The organism is Ensifer sp. GW821-FHT05G01 (assembly GCF_059419585.1).
In genome coordinates this window covers 1-17,834 of sequence record NZ_JBWKSC010000019.1, presented here as the reverse complement: position 1 = coordinate 17,834, position 17,834 = coordinate 1, and the positions used below count along the sequence as shown (strand labels likewise).

At 61.0% G+C, this 17,834-nt stretch carries 15 protein-coding genes; 12 read left to right on the top strand and 3 right to left on the bottom strand.

Going from position 1 to position 17,834, the window contains the following annotated elements:
- The first annotated feature begins 93 nt into the window (after positions 1 to 93).
- Positions 94 to 1,266, top strand: a complete 1,173-nt coding sequence (locus tag AC07UR_RS32175; protein ID WP_209792995.1) for a GAF domain-containing sensor histidine kinase — start codon at positions 94 to 96, stop codon at positions 1,264 to 1,266.
- A 260-nt stretch (positions 1,267 to 1,526) separates the two neighbouring features.
- On the opposite strand, the gene AC07UR_RS32170 is transcribed toward AC07UR_RS32175, so the two are convergent.
- Positions 1,527 to 3,524, bottom strand: coding sequence for a putative bifunctional diguanylate cyclase/phosphodiesterase (locus tag AC07UR_RS32170; protein WP_209792993.1), 1,998 nt, complete (start codon positions 3,522 to 3,524; stop codon positions 1,527 to 1,529).
- Between the two features lie 317 nt (positions 3,525 to 3,841).
- Between AC07UR_RS32170 and AC07UR_RS32165 the strand changes: the two genes are divergently transcribed.
- From AC07UR_RS32165 to AC07UR_RS32120, 10 genes are all read left to right on the top strand, one after another.
- On the top strand, positions 3,842 to 4,885 hold the full coding sequence (locus tag AC07UR_RS32165; protein ID WP_209792991.1) for a class I SAM-dependent methyltransferase: 1,044 nt from the start codon (positions 3,842 to 3,844) through the stop codon (positions 4,883 to 4,885).
- A 457-nt stretch (positions 4,886 to 5,342) separates the two neighbouring features.
- Positions 5,343 to 6,980: an amidohydrolase gene (locus tag AC07UR_RS32160; RefSeq protein WP_209792989.1), complete on the top strand. Its 1,638-nt coding sequence runs from the start codon at positions 5,343 to 5,345 to the stop codon at positions 6,978 to 6,980.
- A gap of 120 nt (positions 6,981 to 7,100) precedes the next feature.
- Positions 7,101 to 8,699, top strand: coding sequence for an ABC transporter substrate-binding protein (locus AC07UR_RS32155; RefSeq protein WP_173422192.1), 1,599 nt, complete (start codon positions 7,101 to 7,103; stop codon positions 8,697 to 8,699).
- A 202-nt stretch (positions 8,700 to 8,901) separates the two neighbouring features.
- Complete coding sequence (locus AC07UR_RS32150; RefSeq protein ID WP_173421085.1) at positions 8,902 to 9,837, top strand: ABC transporter permease; 936 nt, start codon at positions 8,902 to 8,904, stop codon at positions 9,835 to 9,837.
- Between the two features lie 4 nt (positions 9,838 to 9,841).
- On the top strand, positions 9,842 to 10,663 hold the full coding sequence (locus AC07UR_RS32145; RefSeq protein ID WP_173421084.1) for an ABC transporter permease: 822 nt from the start codon (positions 9,842 to 9,844) through the stop codon (positions 10,661 to 10,663).
- Positions 10,660 to 11,640: an ABC transporter ATP-binding protein gene (locus AC07UR_RS32140; protein WP_209792987.1), complete on the top strand. Its 981-nt coding sequence runs from the start codon at positions 10,660 to 10,662 to the stop codon at positions 11,638 to 11,640. The genes AC07UR_RS32145 and AC07UR_RS32140 overlap by 4 nt, the downstream gene beginning before the upstream one ends.
- Positions 11,630 to 12,601 (top strand): ABC transporter ATP-binding protein, encoded by a 972-nt coding sequence (locus AC07UR_RS32135; protein WP_209792985.1) that lies wholly within the window; start codon positions 11,630 to 11,632, stop codon positions 12,599 to 12,601. The genes AC07UR_RS32140 and AC07UR_RS32135 overlap by 11 nt, the downstream gene beginning before the upstream one ends.
- A 369-nt stretch (positions 12,602 to 12,970) precedes the next feature.
- Positions 12,971 to 13,621, top strand: coding sequence for a hypothetical protein (locus AC07UR_RS32130; RefSeq protein ID WP_209792983.1), 651 nt, complete (start codon positions 12,971 to 12,973; stop codon positions 13,619 to 13,621).
- The gene (gene alkB, locus AC07UR_RS32125) at positions 13,618 to 14,265 is read left to right on the top strand and encodes a DNA oxidative demethylase AlkB (protein ID WP_209792982.1); all 648 of its coding nucleotides are present in this window, start codon (positions 13,618 to 13,620) and stop codon (positions 14,263 to 14,265) included. The genes AC07UR_RS32130 and alkB overlap by 4 nt, the downstream gene beginning before the upstream one ends.
- Before the next feature lie 201 nt (positions 14,266 to 14,466).
- Positions 14,467 to 15,216: a 2OG-Fe(II) oxygenase gene (locus AC07UR_RS32120; protein WP_209792981.1), complete on the top strand. Its 750-nt coding sequence runs from the start codon at positions 14,467 to 14,469 to the stop codon at positions 15,214 to 15,216.
- 121 nt (positions 15,217 to 15,337) lie between these two features.
- On the opposite strand, the gene AC07UR_RS32115 is transcribed toward AC07UR_RS32120, so the two are convergent.
- Positions 15,338 to 15,751 (bottom strand): VOC family protein, encoded by a 414-nt coding sequence (locus AC07UR_RS32115; protein WP_209792980.1) that lies wholly within the window; start codon positions 15,749 to 15,751, stop codon positions 15,338 to 15,340.
- A 93-nt stretch (positions 15,752 to 15,844) separates the two neighbouring features.
- Here AC07UR_RS32115 and AC07UR_RS32110 point away from each other — a divergent pair, with 93 nt between their 5' ends.
- Positions 15,845 to 16,714 carry a LysR family transcriptional regulator gene (locus AC07UR_RS32110; RefSeq protein WP_209792979.1) on the top strand — a complete coding sequence of 290 codons (870 nt, stop codon included), beginning with the start codon at positions 15,845 to 15,847 and terminating at the stop codon, positions 16,712 to 16,714.
- A gap of 172 nt (positions 16,715 to 16,886) precedes the next feature.
- Here the strand turns inward: AC07UR_RS32110 and AC07UR_RS32105 are convergent, their stop codons facing one another.
- Complete coding sequence (locus tag AC07UR_RS32105; RefSeq protein WP_209792978.1) at positions 16,887 to 17,132, bottom strand: helix-turn-helix domain-containing protein; 246 nt, start codon at positions 17,130 to 17,132, stop codon at positions 16,887 to 16,889.
- Positions 17,133 to 17,834 lie beyond the last annotated feature (702 nt).

The window sequence follows — 17,834 nt, the reverse complement described above, 5'->3', positions numbered from 1 at the left end:
ACACATGCGCTGAGGCGGCGGCATGTCTGTTTCAGAAACCCGATCAATCGCCTATACAGAGGATTGAAAAGCGACCTCGGGAGACATCAGGCATTGGCGCATGATTTTCAAGCAGACCTGGATGCCGTTGCCAGCATCTCGGTCGTCCCGACGATTCTCGACGTGATTCAGCAATCGACGGGGATGGGGTTTGTCGCTATTGCCCGGGTCACGCAGGAGCGGTGGGTCGCCTGCCAGACGCTTGATCTCATCGATTTCGGGCTCGGTACCGGCGGCGAATTGCAGGTCGAGACCACCATCTGTCACGAAATCCGCCAGAGTGGCGAGCTTGTGGTCATCGACGACGTCGATGCCAGCGAAGCCTATGCGAACCACCACACGCCGCTGCAATATGGCTTCAAGAGCTACATCTCGGTGCCGATCTATCTGCGCGGCAATGTGTTCTTCGGCACGCTCTGCGCCATCGACCCAAACCCGGCCAAGCTCAGCGGCTCTGTGACGGTGGGCATGTTCCGGCTGTTCGCCGACCTGATCGCCCGGCATCTGGATGCTCGGGCCGATATCGCTGATGCAAAACTGAAGCTCGATCGCGAAATCGAGACCTCGGAACTCAGGGATCAATTCATTGCAATCCTTGGTCACGATCTGCGCAATCCGCTTGCATCGATCTCGGCCGGCACGCGCATCCTGGCACGTGAGGAGCATGCGCCGAAGTCCAGCGCCGTGATCTCGCTGATGCAGCAGAGTGTCGATCGAATGGCAAACCTCATCGACAATGTGATGGATTTCGCCCGCGGCAGGCTTGGCGGCGGCATAGGGCTCAACCGATCCAGTCGGCCGCTCACCCCCGTGCTCATGCAGATCGTGGCCGAGCACCGGAGCATCTATCCGGACAGGCAGATCGAAGCCGACCTTGCGCTTGATGAACCGATCACGCTGGATCACCAGCGCATTGGTCAGCTCTTTTCCAATCTGCTCGGCAACGCCTTGACGCATGGCGCCTCGGACAAACCGATCCGCGTCGGTGCCGCGCGACGCGGCGGCACGCTTGAGCTTTGGATCGCCAATACGGGGGAACCGATAGCAGAGGCAGATCTGCCTCGGCTCTTCCAGCCGTTCAAGCGGCGCGAAGGAAAGGGCAAGTTGCAAGGCCTCGGCCTGGGGCTCTACATCGCAGCCGAGATTGCTCAAGCTCATGGCGGTCGGATCAGTGTTTCCTCAACGTCGGAAGAAACCAAGTTTACACTGAACGTGCCAGTGTGTTGAGCGGGTTGCCACGTGTCTTGACGTGAGCCGCTGACGTTCAGCACTGCCTCGGCCAACACTGCTTTGGCTGGGCCGTGCGATGCAGGAGACGTGAACGGTTCGTGGGTTTCGTTCGCCAAGGCTGACGCGTCCAGACGTTTCGGAAATATACGTCGCAAAGATGTGCGGCATTCAAAAAAAGCAGCGAACGAATTTGAAAAATGGTGGCCGTCTGCAGGATCCCGCTTTCATGTGAGATCATCGAAGGCGGATATGAGCCTCTACGCTGGCCTGACGAGGCCGGCCGGGCGCTGCTCGAGATCAGCTGTCAGGCGATAGCTTTCCGCGGGCACAGGCCGGCCGACGTGGAAGCCCTGGACATGGTCGATGCGGAATTCCCGCATCAGCGCCATTTGCTCCTCGGTTTCGACACCTTCCACCAGGATCTTGTGGCCGCGATTCCTGACCAACCCGATGATATCCTTCAGCATCGCCTTGCCCTTTGGCGTGCTGCAATCGTGCAGGAACGAACGGTCGATCTTGACGGTATCGAAATCGATCAGCCGGAGCCAGGACAGACCGGCAAAGCCGGTGCCGAAATCGTCGAGCCAGATGCGGATGCCGAGCGTCTCGAGGTCGCTGATGCAGCGCAGCACGTCCGAGTGCATCTCCATCTCGAGACCTTCGGTGATTTCGAAGGCGAGCCGGCCGCCGGCAACGCCCGTTTCACCAAGGATGGCGGCAACGGATGTTGCGAAACCCGGCGTTTTCAGCTGGATCGGCGAGACATTGACACTGACGACAGGCACGTGGTCGTGCGCCAGAAGCTCGCGGCAAACGGTGCGGATCGCCCAGCGCCCGAGATCGATGATGGCACCGGTGCGTTCTGCAATGGGGATGAAAAGGCTTGGGGGAACCGCAGCCCCATCCAGCATCCTCAGCCGCATTAGCGCTTCGACAGCCTCGATGCGGCCGGTCGCGACATTCTTGATCGGCTGGTAGACGAGGGAGACCAGATCTTCATTGGTTGCGATCTTCAAGAGCGCGGCAATGTTCTCGCTCTCGTCGCTGGTTTGAGGGTCGTTCGGGTCAAAGACCTTGGCGCAGTTGCGGCCGCTTGCCTTGGCGGCGTAAAGCGCCCTGTCGGCCTCGTGGATGATCCGTTCGAGCTTTGAGCCCGTCTGATGCCTGGTGAATGCGGCACCGACGCTCACCGTGACTATGGACGTGCCGTCCCGGCGTTGCCCATGCACCAACGCCAGGCTCTGCACCGTGCGGCAGATGGCATCGGCGAGATCGGCGGCCTCTTCACGGGTCTCGACGCGCGCAAGGATGATGAATTCCTCGCCGCCGTAACGACCGATGGATGCGTCGAACTGCCCGATCGAGTCTTTCAGCGTGTTGGCCACGAGAATGAGGCAGCGGTCGCCTTCCTGATGGCCGTAGCAGTCATTGTATTTTTTGAAGAAATCGACGTCGATCAGGATCGCGGCGAAACTGTCACCGAACTTCTGCCAGTCGCTCCAGTATTCACGCAGCTTCTGATCGACCGCCCGGCGATTGTCGAGCCCGGTCAGCGAGTCGGTGTTGGAGAGCCTGAGCAGTGCCTTCCCGCGCTCGGTCGCCTCCCGCTGCTGGACCTTTGCCTCGAACGCGTTGAGGAAGACCTTGTAGCGTTCGCGGTTGAGCTTCCAGTTGACGTATGAGGTGAACACGAAACAGGAGACATAGAAGGTGCCGAAGGCGAGCTGGTAATAGGGGTTATGGGGCGAGAAGTAGATGAGGTCGAGAAAGAACGCGCCCAGAATAATGCCCGACGAGATTACCGACAGACGGAACTGGAAGATGAAGAACAGGTTCGCGCCCATCATGAAGATTGCGCCGAAGATCATGTAGTAGGACATGTTCTGCGTGTGCGCCGTCATCATTGCCGGTATCAGCCAGCCGAGATAGCCGAACACAAGCGCGCCCGAGCACGTCCTGTCCAACCAGTCCGTCTTGACGCTGAAGTGGATCTGGATCTCCAGAACGGCAAGAGCGACCGCGCCGACCACGAAGCGCGAGGCGATCGTGTAGTGAGCGACGTCGGAGATCAGCAGAAAGTCGGTAATCGAAAACAGGAGATAGACCGCGACAGCGATCCACAGGCCTTTTCTCGTCGCTTCCCGGCGCGCCGTTTCGCCTTCCTGGCGATAAAGTGAGCGTAGCTCCGCCGGCAGCGGCCTGTGCGGCTGCTTATGCAAATCTATCTCAACGACGTCGGCCAAGGTTTGCTTCATGCACCGGTCCAGAGAGTTACGTCGCGCTCAACGGAAACATGCTCTCGCTTTTCCATCCCTGGGCGTTGCTTTGTACACTCCATGCTTGCCATCCGATTGGCACCACAACAAGGACGAGCAAGCCTCAACGACATCGTAGAAGACGCCCATTAAATTTTGATAAATTAGCCGAGACTGACGGCCGGCACATGGGTGTATCCGAATGGATACGGATCCGCCAGAATTTACCATATACTCTACAAAAACTTGCAATTCGAGAAGCAGTTCGCGCATTGTTACCCATAACGTTAACAGATCATTAAACGGATGGGTTTTGCGTGAGCCAGCTTCAAATCGTATTCGATGGCGAAAGTCTTATTACTCCCCAGTCAATCGCAACCGAGTTCACTTCGTCAAGAAGTGAGTTTTATGATGAGCAGTTTGCAACAGGAAAAGCCGAACTCGCCCTGATTCTCCAAATTGCACAGCAGCAATTTGCCCAAGAACTGGACCCCAAGAAGATAATACATCGATTGGCGGGAGCACTTCACGAGACGCGTGCGAAGTTTCATCCCAGTGTTTGGCAGGAACTGATTCCGGTCGCGCAGAATCATCCAGTGTCGGATTTCTTCCTCCAGGACCCTTTTACCCGGTGGTCCTTCGAAAAGCCGCGGGGCTACTCCGGCGACGCCCAGTTGCTCGATTTCATCTACGGTCACCCGAGCGTCGCCGGCGAGATCGCCAAGGCATCGCCGGTGGGCAAGGCGCTCTATGACTACACCAAGGACGCTTCGTCGTCGGTTGCGGTGCGGGAACGCCGGGATCTGCTGACGCAGCACGTCGATCAGATCGCGGCCGAGCGCGGCGGAGAGGCTGAAGTCCTGACGATTGCCGCGGGTCATCTGCGCGAGGCGAACCGTTCCGTTGCCCTGAAGGAAGGGCGCATCAAGCGTTGGGTCGCGCTCGATCAGGATCCGTTCAGCATTGGATCGATCAACAGGGACTTCCGGGGAACGAGCGTCGAGGCAATCGACGGCTCCGTTCGCGGGATCCTCACACGTGCGCACAAGCTCGGCAAATTCGACTTCGTCTATGCGGCCGGACTTTATGATTACCTCCCACACAACGTCGCGGTGAAGCTCACGCGCCGCTGCCTGCAGATGCTGAAGCCCAACGGCGTCTTTCTCTTCGCCAATTTCGCAACCGATATCGGCGTCGACGGCTACATGGAGACATTCATGAACTGGGCGCTGCTGCTTCGCTCGCAATCCGACATGTGGCGCATTGTCAACGAAAGCGTCGATGGCTCGAACTTCGAAACGCATGTGACGTTCGGGGAAAACCGCAACGTGGTCTATGCAACGGTGCAAAAGCGCGCCTGATTGCGACTGACGTAAGAAACAACGGCGCGCGTCATTCTTGGCGCGCGCCGTTTTCGTGCGGTATTGGCGCTGGTTTCGCTGTCGCTGACCATGTCGCATCCGGGTCGGCTCCGGTCGCCGGCAGCGCTGTTTGCGTGCAACGTGCCACGCTCGAACTCTCCATGGGAACGTGCTTCACCACACGGTGCAGCCTCGGGATGGTCAACAGATCGGCCCAGAGCCGTTATGCAATTATTTCATAGCGCCTGAAATTCTATGCATTGGCGGGCCGCTTTCCTTTTCTCTAGCATCCCCAACTGCACAACTTGTGGCCGATCAGGGCGCGCACCTTAACGGATATCGATCCAGTTTCGGCGCGCAACTGATGCGGGCGGGAGACACGGTTTGTGCCAAGAGCCCGGTTTGTGACCAAGCCTGGCTTTGCATTGCAGTGACGGCCGAAGGAGAGGAGCCTTAGATGCCAGCGGGACAGTGTTTTCATGCCGACAGGATCGTGCACAACGGCGTGATTTGGTGCGGGCTGGCGGAGGGCGTCGTAGAGGCTCTGGCGATCTGGCAGGGCAAGATCCTGGCAACCGGCACCAGGCAGGAGATGGAAGCCTATCGCGGCGAGCGGACCGAGCTTCTCGACCTTCAGGGGCAATTCGCGACCCCCGGTCTCAACGACGCACATCTGCACCTGATTTCCGTCGGTCTGACGTTGAACTGGGTCGATGCGACGCCGCAGGCGGCCCCCACCCTCGAAAGCCTTTTGGCGGCAATCAGGCAGCAGGCCGAAAGCACGCCGCCCGGCACCTGGATCCGGGCGCGCGGCTATGATCAGACCAAGCTCGACACCGGCCGCCATCCGCTTCGCGCCGAACTCGATGCGGTTGCGCCGAACCACCCGGTCATGGTGGTGCGCGCCTGCGGCCATGTGTCGATCTTCAATTCGGAAGCCTTCCGTCTTGCCGGCGTCGACGAAAACACAGCCGTGCCGGAAGGCGGGCTGATCGAACAGGTCGCCGGCGCATTGACCGGCCTTGTCGCGGAAAACGCACAAGGGCTGGTTCGTGCCGCGATCCCAAAGGCCTCGACCGACGAGATGATCGACGCGATCGAAAGCGGCGGCAATCTGCTTTTGTCCTACGGCATCACCAGCGTCATGGACGCGGCCGTCGGGCAGGTCGCAGGCTTCGACGAGATCAAGGCCTACAATCTGGCCAAGCTTCAAAACAGATTACCGGTGCGCACCTGGCTGGTGCTGCTGGGCGATCCCAAGGTCTCGATCGTGCCGCAGAGCTACGAGGCCGGGCTCGTCTCCGGCGTCGGCGACGACATGTTGAAAGTCGGCGCCGTCAAGATCTTCCTCGATGGCTCGGCCGGTGGCCGCACCGCCTGGATGACGAGTCCCTACCTCGGAAACGACAACAACACCGGCGTGCAGATCCTTTCCGATGCGGAACTCGAGGCGATGGTGCTCGACGCCCACACCAAGGGCTATCAACTGGCTTGCCATGCCATCGGCGACGCGGCAATCGATCAGTTGATCACGGCCTACGAAAAAGCGCTTGAGGCGATGCCGGATGCGGACCGCCGCCACCGGATCGAGCATTGCGGCTTTTCGAGCGACGCACAACACCAGCGGATGGTGAAGGCGGGCATCTATCCGTGTCCGCAACAGGTGTTCATCTATGATTTCGGCGACGCCTATGTCTCGGTGCTCGGCGAAGAGCGGGCGCTGTCGAGCTATCCCTTGAAGACCTGGAAGGAACTGGGATTCAAGCCTGCAACCGGCAGCGACGCGCCGGTATGCCACCCCAATCCCTTCCCCAACATCTACAGCATGCTGACGCGCAAGACTGCCAAAGGCACGGTGATGGATGCTGGCGAGCGGGTTTCGATCGAAGAGGCGCTGCAGGTCTACACCGAATACGGCGCATTCTCGCAGAAGCTCGAAACGGTCAAGGGACGGCTCGTTCCCGGACAGCTTGCCGATATCGCGGTGTTCTCCAGGAACATGCTGACGGCGAGCCCCGACGACATCCTCAACGACACGCGCTGCACCCTGGCGATCAGGGGCGGCGAGGTGGTCTTCGAGCGACTGAACGCCTGACAATGGCGGACCGGGCCGCTGCTGCGGCTCCATGCATCTCAGCCGATCCGGGAGGTCGGGTGAGATCGCGATCTTGTTCATCCATGAGCAAAACAACACGTGGGGAGGAATACGGGAATGATGAAGAAAATTGCATTGCTTTCGACATTGACGGCAGCGTTGCTGGCCGGCGTGGCGTCCGCGCATGCGGCCGATGCGCCGCGGGCCGGCGGAACGGTCAACTTCGTGGCGCCTTATGGAGACAGTTTCTCGACGCTCGACATCCAGGCGTCGCCGCAGACGCAGGACGAGTTCTACGCCAAGGCGATCCACCGCACGCTTTACGATTGGGACGCGGACAAGAACGTTCCCGTGCTGGCGCTTGCGACCGACGTGGACATCTCGGCCGACAAGCTCGTCTATACCTACAAGCTGCGCCAGGACGCCTACTTCCACAACGACAAGCAGATGACGGCCGATGACATCATCGCCAGCTTCACCCGCATGGCCGACCCGGCCAAGGCCTACCCGCCTTCGCGCTATATCGCCAACATCAAGGGCGGCGCCGACTATATGGCCGGCAAGGCGCAGGCGATTTCCGGCCTGAAGAAGGTCGACGACTTTACCCTTGAAGTGACGCTGACGGACCCGGTCGATCCGGCGTTCCTGTTCATGCGCAACAACACGGCGATCTATCCGGCCGGCGAGGCCGACAAGGAAGGTTTCGCCAGCCATCCGATCGGCCTTGGGCCCTACAAGTTCGCCGAATATGTGCCCGGCTCGCGGCTGACGGTCGAAAAGTGGGAGAAGTACTACGAAAAGGACAAGCCCTACGCCGACAAGATCAACATCCTGATCATGGGCGACGCCTCGGCGCGCGACGTTGCGTTCCGCAACAAGGAAATCGACGTCTCCGTCCTCGGGCCGTCGCAATATGTCGCCTATCAGGCCGATCCGGAACTGGCGAAGGGCCTGCTCGAAGTCGCCGAAGTCTACACGCGTTATGTCGGCTTCAACCTCGACTTTGAACCGTTCAAGGACAAGCGTGTGCGCCAGGCCTTCAACTACGCGATCAATGCCGACCTGATCATCAAGCGGCTGGCGAAGGACAAGGCCTACCGGGCAAGCGGCTGGTTGCCGACCTCGTCGCCCGCCTATGACAAGGACGCCCAGCCCTACGCCTATGATCCGGAAAAGGCCAAGGCGCTGCTCGCCGAAGCGGGCTATGCCGATGGCTTCGATGTCGAGTTGACGGCAACCCAGAACGAAAGCTGGGGCCTGACGATCGTCGAGGCAATCATCCCGATGCTGGAAAAGGTCGGCATCCGAGTGAAGGCGAAGCCGGTCGAGGCTTCGGTGCTTTCCGAAGTCGTGCCGGCTGGCGATTTCCAGTCGTTCATGTGGTCGTCGGAAAGCGGTCCTGATGCCTTGACGGCGATGCAGTGCTTCTACTCCAAGACCTCGCAGGCGGCGTGCAACTACCAGAAGTTCGCAAATGCCGACTTCGACAAGCTGTTCGAGGCCGCCAAGGTCGCCAAGACGGATGAGGAAAAGAACGACCTGCTGCGCAAGGCCAACAACCTCGTTCAGGAAGAAGCTCCGGTCTGGTTCTTCAACTACAACAAGGCTGTCATGGCCTACCAGCCCTGGCTGCACGGCCTGCAGCCGAACTCGGCCGAACTGGCGATCCAGTCCTATGAAAAGCTCTGGGTAGACGAAACCGTTCCAGCTGGCCGTTGATCGCCGAGCCCCGATATCGCCTCGGCGATATCGGGGTTCCTTTCGCCGATATCAGGTTCGCGTCACGGTCGATAACGTAAGCATTTTCTTACGGTTTGACGTTTGCGGGGATGATCCGGCGGCGGGACCGCCATCGGTTGGCATTGCGCCTGAGAACGATCGCCCGCGCATCTCTGGATGGGCGCGGCGAGGGGGGAAATGAATGCTTCAGTTCGTCGTGCGCCGCATATTGCAGGTGATCCCGACAGTCATCGCGATATCACTGCTGATCTTCGTGATCTTCAGCGTCGTGCCGGGCAGCATCGCCACCAGCCTGACGGCCAATGGCAAGGGCGGCGGCGATCCGAAGATCGTTGAGAAGATGACGCGTGAGTTCGGTCTCGACCAGCCGCTGTATGTGCGGTTCGGATCGTATCTGTCCGATCTTGCCAGGTTCGATCTTGGAACATCGTTTCGCAGTCGCCAGCCGGTGGCCCATCTGATCGGCGAACGCATGTGGCCGACCTTGAAGCTCGCCTTCGCGGCCATGGCAATCGCCATGTGCGTCGGCGTGCCGCTCGGCTTCATTGCCGCTTTGAAACCGGGCAGCATCATCGATACGCTGACGATGATCGGCGCGATCTCGGGTCTGTCTCTGCCGCAGTTCTGGCTGGGCTTGCTCGGCATGTATCTGTTTGCGCTGACGCTCGGCTGGTTGCCGAGTTTCGGTTACGGTGACGGCGGGCCGATGAACCTGATCCTGCCGGCCCTGACGCTTGGCGTCGCGCCGATGGCGCTTCTGGCGCGCACGACGCGCGCAGCCGTCCTCGACGTGATGAACGCTGATTTCATCCGTACCGCCCGTGCCAAGGGCATGAACGGCTTTCGCCTCGTCACCTGGCACGTCGTTCGCAACGTTCTGGTGCTGATCATCACCACCATCGGCCTGCAGTTCGGCTCGATGATGGGCCAGGCTGTCGTGGTCGAGAAGCTGTTCTCCTGGCCGGGCCTCGGGTCCCTGCTCGTCGATAGCGTCAGCCTGCGCGACATCCCGGTGGTCCAGGGCGCGATCCTCGTCATCGTTCTCTGGTTCCTGCTCATCAACACCATCGTCGATATTCTTTACGCGGTCATCGATCCGCGCATCAGCCACGGATAGACCCATGAGACTAAGGCTCAATCTCCTCATCGGTGGCGTCCTCTGTATCGTCATCATTTCGGCGGCGCTGCTGGCGCCTTGGCTCGCGCCGACCGATCCCGTGCTCGACGCCGACCTGATGAATGCGGAGCTTCCGCCGGACGCGCAGTTCTGGTTCGGCACCGACGCGCAAGGCCGTGACGTCCTCAGCCGCATTCTCTATGGCGCCCGCATCTCGCTTGCGGTCGGCATCGGTTCGCAGGTCATCAACACGCTGATCGGTCTGGCGCTCGGCATTTCGGCCGGCTACTTTGGCGGCTGGTGGGACGATTTCGTCACCGGGCTCACCAACCTGATGCTGGCGATCCCCAGCCTGATCTTCGCGCTTGCGATCATGGCGATCCTCGGTCCCGGCCTCGTCAGCCTGCTGATCGCGCTTGGCCTCACCAACTGGTCATGGACCTGTCGCATCGCGCGAAGCTCGGCGCTGTCCCTGAAGAAGCAGGGCTATGTCCAGGCGGCAAAGACGCTCGGCTACGGCGATATCCGCATCATGATCACGCAAATCCTGCCCAACATGATCGGCCCGATCCTGGTGATCGGCACGCTCGGCATGGGCGACGCAATCCTTGCGGAAGCAGCACTCTCCTATCTCGGCCTCGGCATCAAGCCGCCGTTCCCGAGCTGGGGCAACATGCTGACCGACGCGCGTGAACTCATCGTTATCGCGCCCTGGGCGGCGATCTTCCCAGGGCTGGCGATCTTCGTCACCGTTCTCGGGCTCAATCTCTTCGGCGACGGCCTGCGCGACTGGCTGGATCCGCATATGAAGGCGCGCCAGCTATGACGGACAATTTGCTTGAAGTCAGGGATCTGCGCCTCGACATCGTGTCGGGCAGGGTAAGCCACAACGTCGTCGACAACGTGTCGTTCTCGATCGGCCGCGGCGAAGCCTATGGGCTGGTGGGTGAATCGGGCTGCGGCAAGAGCATCACAGCGCTTTCTATCATCGGCCTCTTGCGCAAACCGCTCGCCGTGACCGGCGGCGCGTTGAATTTCAACGGCCGGGACCTGAGGGGGCTTTCGAAGGGTGCGCTGCGGCGGCTTCGCGGCGAGAAGATCGCCATGATCTTCCAGGAGCCGATGACGGCGCTCAACCCCTTGTCTCCGGTCGGGCGTCAGATCGCCGAAATGTTTGTGCTTCACAAGGGCGCAACCTGGAAGGAAGCCGAAAGGCTGGCGATCGAAGCGCTTGGCAACGTCCAGGTTCCAGCGCCGGAGGAGCGGGTGAAGGCCTATCCGCACCAGATGTCCGGCGGCATGCGGCAACGCGTGATGATCGCCATCGCGCTCGCCTGCAACCCGGACCTCCTGATCGCCGACGAGCCGACGACCGCGCTCGATGTCACGGTGCAGGCGGAGATCCTCAAGCTTGTGAAGGAGCTCTGCGCCGCGCGCGGCACGTCCGTCCTGATGATCAGCCACGACCTGGGCGTGATCGCCAACATGTGCAACAGGGTTGGCATCATGTATGCCGGACGCCTGGTGGAAGAGAGGCCGGTGGCCGATCTCTTCCTCCATCCGGCCCACCCTTACACCGATGGTCTGCTCAAATCGCTGCCACAGCTCGGTTCGCGCCGACTGGAAGGGCGCAAGCGCTTGCAGGAGATCGAAGGCACGGTTCCGTCCATTGCCAACTTTCCACCCGGCTGTCGGTTCCAGCCGCGTTGCCACAGGGCGACGTCTGTCTGTTCCGCCGAAATTCCACCGCCATCTGCCCTCAGCCATGATGGCTTCGTGAAGTGTTTCAATCATGAGCGATAACAACGAACCTCTGGTCCGGGTCGATGGCCTGAGCGTGCACTTCCCAGTGCGCAACGGCCTCTTCGGTCGCACCAAGCGCACATTACGCGCGGTCAACGAGCTGAGCCTGACGCTGAACAAGGGCGAGTGCCTGTCTGTTGTCGGCGAGTCCGGTTGCGGCAAGTCGACGCTCGCACTCTCGATCCTCGGGCTGCAGGAGCCGACCGCGGGAGAGATCTTCTTCGAGGGACGATCGATTACCGGCAAGGCGCAGCCGACCCGGCTCGAGCGCGCCGGCATGGCGCAGATGGTGTTTCAGGACCCTTACGCGTCGCTCAATCCGCGCCAGACGATCTACACCTCGCTGGCAGCACCGCTGAAATTGCATGGGGTCAAGGATCGTGCGGAGATCAATCGGCGTATCGAGAGCATGATGCAGCTCGTCGGATTGAAACCGGAACAGGCCAGGCGTTTTCCGCATGAGTTTTCCGGCGGCCAGCGCCAGCGCATCGGCATTGCCCGGGCGCTGATCCTGAACCCGAAGGTCGTCGTTCTGGACGAGCCGGTATCGGCGCTCGATGTCTCCATCCGTGCCCAGATCATCAATCTGCTGCTCGAGCTCAAGGAGCGGCTGGACCTGTCCTACATCATGATCAGCCATGACCTGAGCGTGGTCGAACATATGAGCGACCGCGTGGCGGTCATGTATTTCGGCCAGATCGTCGAGACCGGCAGCTGGGACCGGGTTTTCACCGAGCCGCAGCATCCCTATACGCGCCGCCTGATCGGCGCCATTCTCGATCCTGTCACCGAACTGACGGGCCAAAGCCCGGTGGATACGCGCGAGACGCCGGAGCCGCCGGCGGGCTATGACTATTATCCCAGAGAGTTCGGGAAGCACGACGTCTACAGCCTGCCGCCTGCCTCGCAACTGGTAGCGCTGCACGAGGATCACAGCGTTCGGCTGATCGCGCGCGTCTGAGCCTGTTTTCGCCCAAGGGCTGCAACACCGGGGGTGAAAGCGGCCCACACCCATGCCTGCGCGGCAGGCCGCAAATGCACGCGCTTGGGGCGATCACTCGATCAGTCGCAGCCGAAGGCTGGTGTTGAGATCTCCGTCTATGGGACACTTTCTGCCCGGCACCATCTGCATGCCGGCGGCCGGGGTGGCCGTGCGTTCCCCCATACGCAGGAAACGGGTGGTGCATTTCCTGGTTCTCGCTCAAGCTAGTCTGATGCTGCCACTCGTGAGAGCGGCGGTCGTCACGGCGATCGTGTCGCGCTCTGCGTGATCCGGCCGCACCATGGTCTCGCTTTCGGACGCAGACGCGATCCGGGGAACTCTTCCGGCATGCAAACCAATCATCGCCCGCTTCAGAACCGTGTGACGCCATTCGGCGACGTTGTCGCCATCGGCCAGCGCGGTCTGTTCACCGGCAACCGCGGCATCATCCACGATCCCGCGACGAAGACCCTTCTGAGACGACGGTGGTCGTCCAAGGCATGGCTGATCTGCGTCTGCGACTACGGGGATCGGCGGCGGGACGTCATGGCCCGTCGAAGCTGGACCGAACTTTTCTTTCTCGACGAGGCCGTCGCGCTGGCGGCCGGCCACCGTCCCTGCTTCTTCTGCAGGCGGGAGGCTGCGTCCGGTTTCAGGGCCACCTGGGCCGGCGGCTCGAACACGCCGCCGTCGGCGGGCGAACTCGATGCGGTGCTCCACCGTGAGAGGCAGTCTCGTGGACGCAAGCGCATCCATCCGCTGCCGTCGCCCGCCGCCGATCTGCCGGATGGTACGATGGTGGTCGCATCCGGTTTTGCGTTCACGGTCGTGTCCGGACGCTGTTTCCGCTGGACCGAAAGCGGTTATCGCGGGCCGGAACCAGAGATTGTCGCTGAAGGCGTATTGACGCCACCATCGACCGTCGAAGCGCTTCGGGCTGGTTATCGCCCGGTACTGCATCCCGACATCACCAAATTCCTCTCCGGATCGCCATCATGACCGATCTTTTCGCCAAGTTCGCTATCGACCCATGGCGTGAAACCATGGCTGAAGGGGCGATCCTGCTTCGCGGTTTCGCGCTGCCGTTCGAAGACCGGGTTCTGCCCGCACTGCGTGAGGTTATCGCGCAAGCGCCGTTCCGGCATATGGTGACGCCGGGCGGCTACACGATGTCGGTCGCGATGAGCAATTGTGGTGCGGCGGGCTGGGTCACCGACCGAAGCGGCTATCGCTACGGCAGGCTCGACCCGGAAACCGGCAGGCCGTGGCCGGCACTGCCGTCGGCCTTCCTTGCTCTTGCCCTCGCCGCGGCGACGGAGGCGGGCTACCCGGATTTCAGACCTGATGCATGTCTGATCAATCGGTACGAGCCGGGCGCAAAACTTTCTCTCCATCAGGACAAGGATGAGCGCGATCATTCCCACCCGATCGTCTCTGTGTCGCTCGGCCTTCCCGCCACGTTCCAGTTTGGCGGGCTGAACCGCAATGACCCTGTTCGCAAATACGCGCTGCGCCACGGCGATGTCGTGGTCTGGGGCGGACCGTCGCGCCTGTTCTATCACGGGGTCACCGAGTTGAAGGATGGCGATCACGAGAGCCTTGGTCGAGTGCGCATCAACCTGACTTTTCGCGGCGCTCTCTGAGTATCCGCCGGGCCGCCCGGCGGTGCAGCTGCTGAAGAAAGGCGTCGTCGAATTCAATGCAGGAACCAGAGTCCGGTCAGGGCGCGCGATCGCCCGCCGCCTTGGGCCGGCTAGGGACGGAATTAGCTCAATGAACCTGATCAATGCACAGCGTCGGGGCATGGAACGCCTCGCCGCGCCAATCGCCAAGGAGGCAATCCGATGAACCCGCATGCCACGATGGCCCTTTCAGAGCCGCTTGACCAATCCGCGGAAGCACGCGTCGCAGCCTATGATTGGCAGGCGATTTCGAGTGAGTTGAACGGCTTTGGCTGCGGGGTCCTGGAAAAGCTTCTTTCTGCGGAAGAATGCCGGCGGATCTCCGCCCTTTATACCCAAGAACAGCATTTCCGCAGTCACATCCATATGGCCAGGCACGGCTTTGGCAAGGGCGAATATCGCTACTTCAAGTATCCACTGCCGGATCTACTGGGCGGTCTGCGCACCGCGCTCTACCCCCACCTCGCCGACGTTGCCAATCAGTGGAACGGCCGAATGGGAATTGACGAACGATACCCCGCCGAGCACGCGCAGTTCCTCCGCCAGTGCCATGACGCTGGGCAGACCCGGCCGACGCCGTTGCTGCTGCAATATGTTCCCGGCGATTTCAATTGCCTGCATCAGGATCTCTATGGCGATCTGGCCTTTCCGATCCAGGTGGCGATCCTGCTGTCCGAACCGGGTGAGGATTTCACCGGCGGCGAATTCGTGCTGACGGAGCAGCGACCGCGCATGCAGAGCCGGGTCGAGGTCGTTCCCCTTCGTCAAGGTGATGCTGTTGCCTTTGCCGTTCACAACCGGCCGGTCCAGGGCACGAAAGGCAACTATCGCGTCAACCTCCGGCACGGTGTCAGCCGTGTTCGATCCGGTCTGCGGCACACCGTCGGCATCATCTTTCACGACGCAAGATAGCGCCGGTCGCACTGCCCGCATTCATGGTCGGGTCAGTTCCCTCGCTCTTCAGCGGAGATCTCGAACAAGATCTCCCGATTGGCGCAGGCGCACTCGGTTTCGCCACATCCGGCTCCTTGCGTCAGTGCGCAAACAGACCGTCGAAATCGGCAAAACCCTTGACCTCGATCGGATTGCCGCTCGGATCGAGGAAGAACATTGTCCGCTGTTCGCCTGGCTCGCCTTCGAAACGCACCACCGGCGGAATATCGAAGTTGACGCCTTTACGCTCGAGACGTTCGGCCAGAGCGAACCAATCTGCAAGGCGCAGCACCACGCCCATATGCGGCATCAGCACGAGATGATTGCCGACCTTGCCGGTCCGCGTGACCGCAAAGGGCTCACCGAGATGCAGCGAGATCTGATGGCCGAAGAAATCGAAATCGACCCAGGTGTCCGTGCTGCGCCCTTCCTCGCAGCCGAGCACGTCGCCGTAGAACCTGCGGGCGTCGTCGAGGTCCTTCACGTGGTAGGCAAGATGGAAAAGCGACTTCATCTGTAACTCCTGTCTCTCTGGTTGACACAGGGATACCGTCTTGAGAGGCTAAGAAAAACTATGTAATTCTTTCTCTGAGAATAAGGGTTTCCATTGGATATTCGGTTCCTGCAAAGCCTGGTCGCCACTGTGGAAACGGGCTCGATTGCAGCGGCCGCGCGGCGCGAGAAATTGACGCCCGCCGCTGTCAGCCAGCGCATTCAATCGCTCGAACGCGCGCTCGACTGCCTCTTGCTCGCCCGCGGCGCCCATTCCGCCCAACCGACGGAGGCCTGTCTTTCGCTGTTGCCGAGGGCGCGTCTGCTGATACGGGAAGCCGAAAACCTCAGATATGACGCCGCGGGTGGCGGGCTTGCCGCCGAGTTGAAGATCGGCGCGATCTCAACGGCGCTGACGGGTATCTTCCCTGAGGTTCTGGACGAACTCTCGCGTCAAGCGCCCCGCTTGAAGTTGATGCTGCGCCCCGGCTCGTCGTCGCAGCTCTACGAACAGCTGCTCTCCGGCGAGCTTGACGCCGCCGTGCTGGTCGAACCGCCCTTTGCGCTGCCGAAAGGATTGACCGCCCGTGTCATCCGCCGCGAACCGCTTGTTTTCATCAGCAGGGATGGGGCGGGACCTGGCGACATTCCCGAGCGGATAGGCAAGGCGCCGTTCATCCGTTACGATCCGGGATCGTGGGGCGGACGGCTGTCGTCGCAATATCTCGCCGACGCCGGGCTCGATCCGGATATCCGTTGCGACATGGACGCTCTGGAGACCATCGCCATGCTCGTTGCCAACGGAATGGGAAACTCGGTGGTGCCGGCCTGGCAGGGGCTGCAGCGGAATGGCTTTCACCTGACCGAGGTGCCCGATGCCGCCGCTTATGAGCGCAGGATCGTGTTCCTGCATCAGAGCGTGCCAAGCCGGCCGACGCCGCTGGCGCTTTTGACGCAGGTTTTATCGCAGGGGTTTACCGGGTGAGGGGCGGCCGTTTCGCCGACAGGCTGCCGGCTCGGCTGCGGGCACTGTCGGTGGGTGGGCACCGCGTCGTGTGTGAACGCGACGCCCATTCGCCTAGAACATTTCCATAAGAAGTGTGAAGCGGGTCTTCAGGACTTGCGTCAAGCTTGACCCTGTCCACGCCCGGAACGGTCTAGCTGAGCAGGAAGGCGGTTACGGGCAACTGAAGCGCGGCGGCGATCCGCCGAAGCTTGCCTGGATCGGCATCGGCACCAAGCTCGATCTTGGTAATTTCGGCGTCGGTCAGCCCGCAGGTGAGCGCAAGTTCGTCGACACTATAGCCGATGGCCTGGCGCGAGCGTCTGACGGCATCGCCGATATCGACATGGGCCGAAGCGCTGACGGTAGAGGCATCAAAATTGTTTATCGAAACAGTCATGAAGTGGTCCTTCGGTTTTGCGCGAAGAGGTTCTTCGCGTGAAGGCGGCATGCAGCCATGAAACCCGGGCCAGAAAGGCGGCGTCGAGTGCAGTGCAATATAAGTCCAAAAGATGGCAGCGCAAGGCGTGTCGGACATCGCGCCGCCGCGATCGGCAACATCAGGGTCGTTGGCGAGCGGCGACCTGGCGATCTTGCGCGCAGTGATCCTCGCCCAACCGGTCGCGCCGTTAAAGCGTAGCGTCTCGCGTTGGCCCTACCTGGAGACAGCTGGCCTGGAGCGATGAGGTGTTGGTCGGAGACTGTCTCCAGGTGCAGTCCGGTATCGCTGTCATCGAACAGTGTCGTCCAGGATTGCAGACACGACCGCATTTCACCTCGTATTGGCGCCCCGGCGCCGGTCGCCGGCGCGCGCGATGACAACCGCGAGCGTGTTCGTCTCGGATGCTGATGCCACGGGCGTTGTATGGATGGGTGACGGTTCCGCTCCGGTTGCGGCAACAATTCCGGTAGTCCCGCCTTTTTCGTCGAACGCATTTGCGCACCTCGCCCTGTTGATAACTCCCTCATGAATTTCGTGTTTATTTTCAGTTACTTGTCGTTTCTTGTCAGTTTTTTGAAATTGCCTGTTGACGTGTTCGAGGTGTGGGGTCTATAAGCCCGATCACTGAACGAGGGCGGCGGCGCTGCTGGCGACGACGAT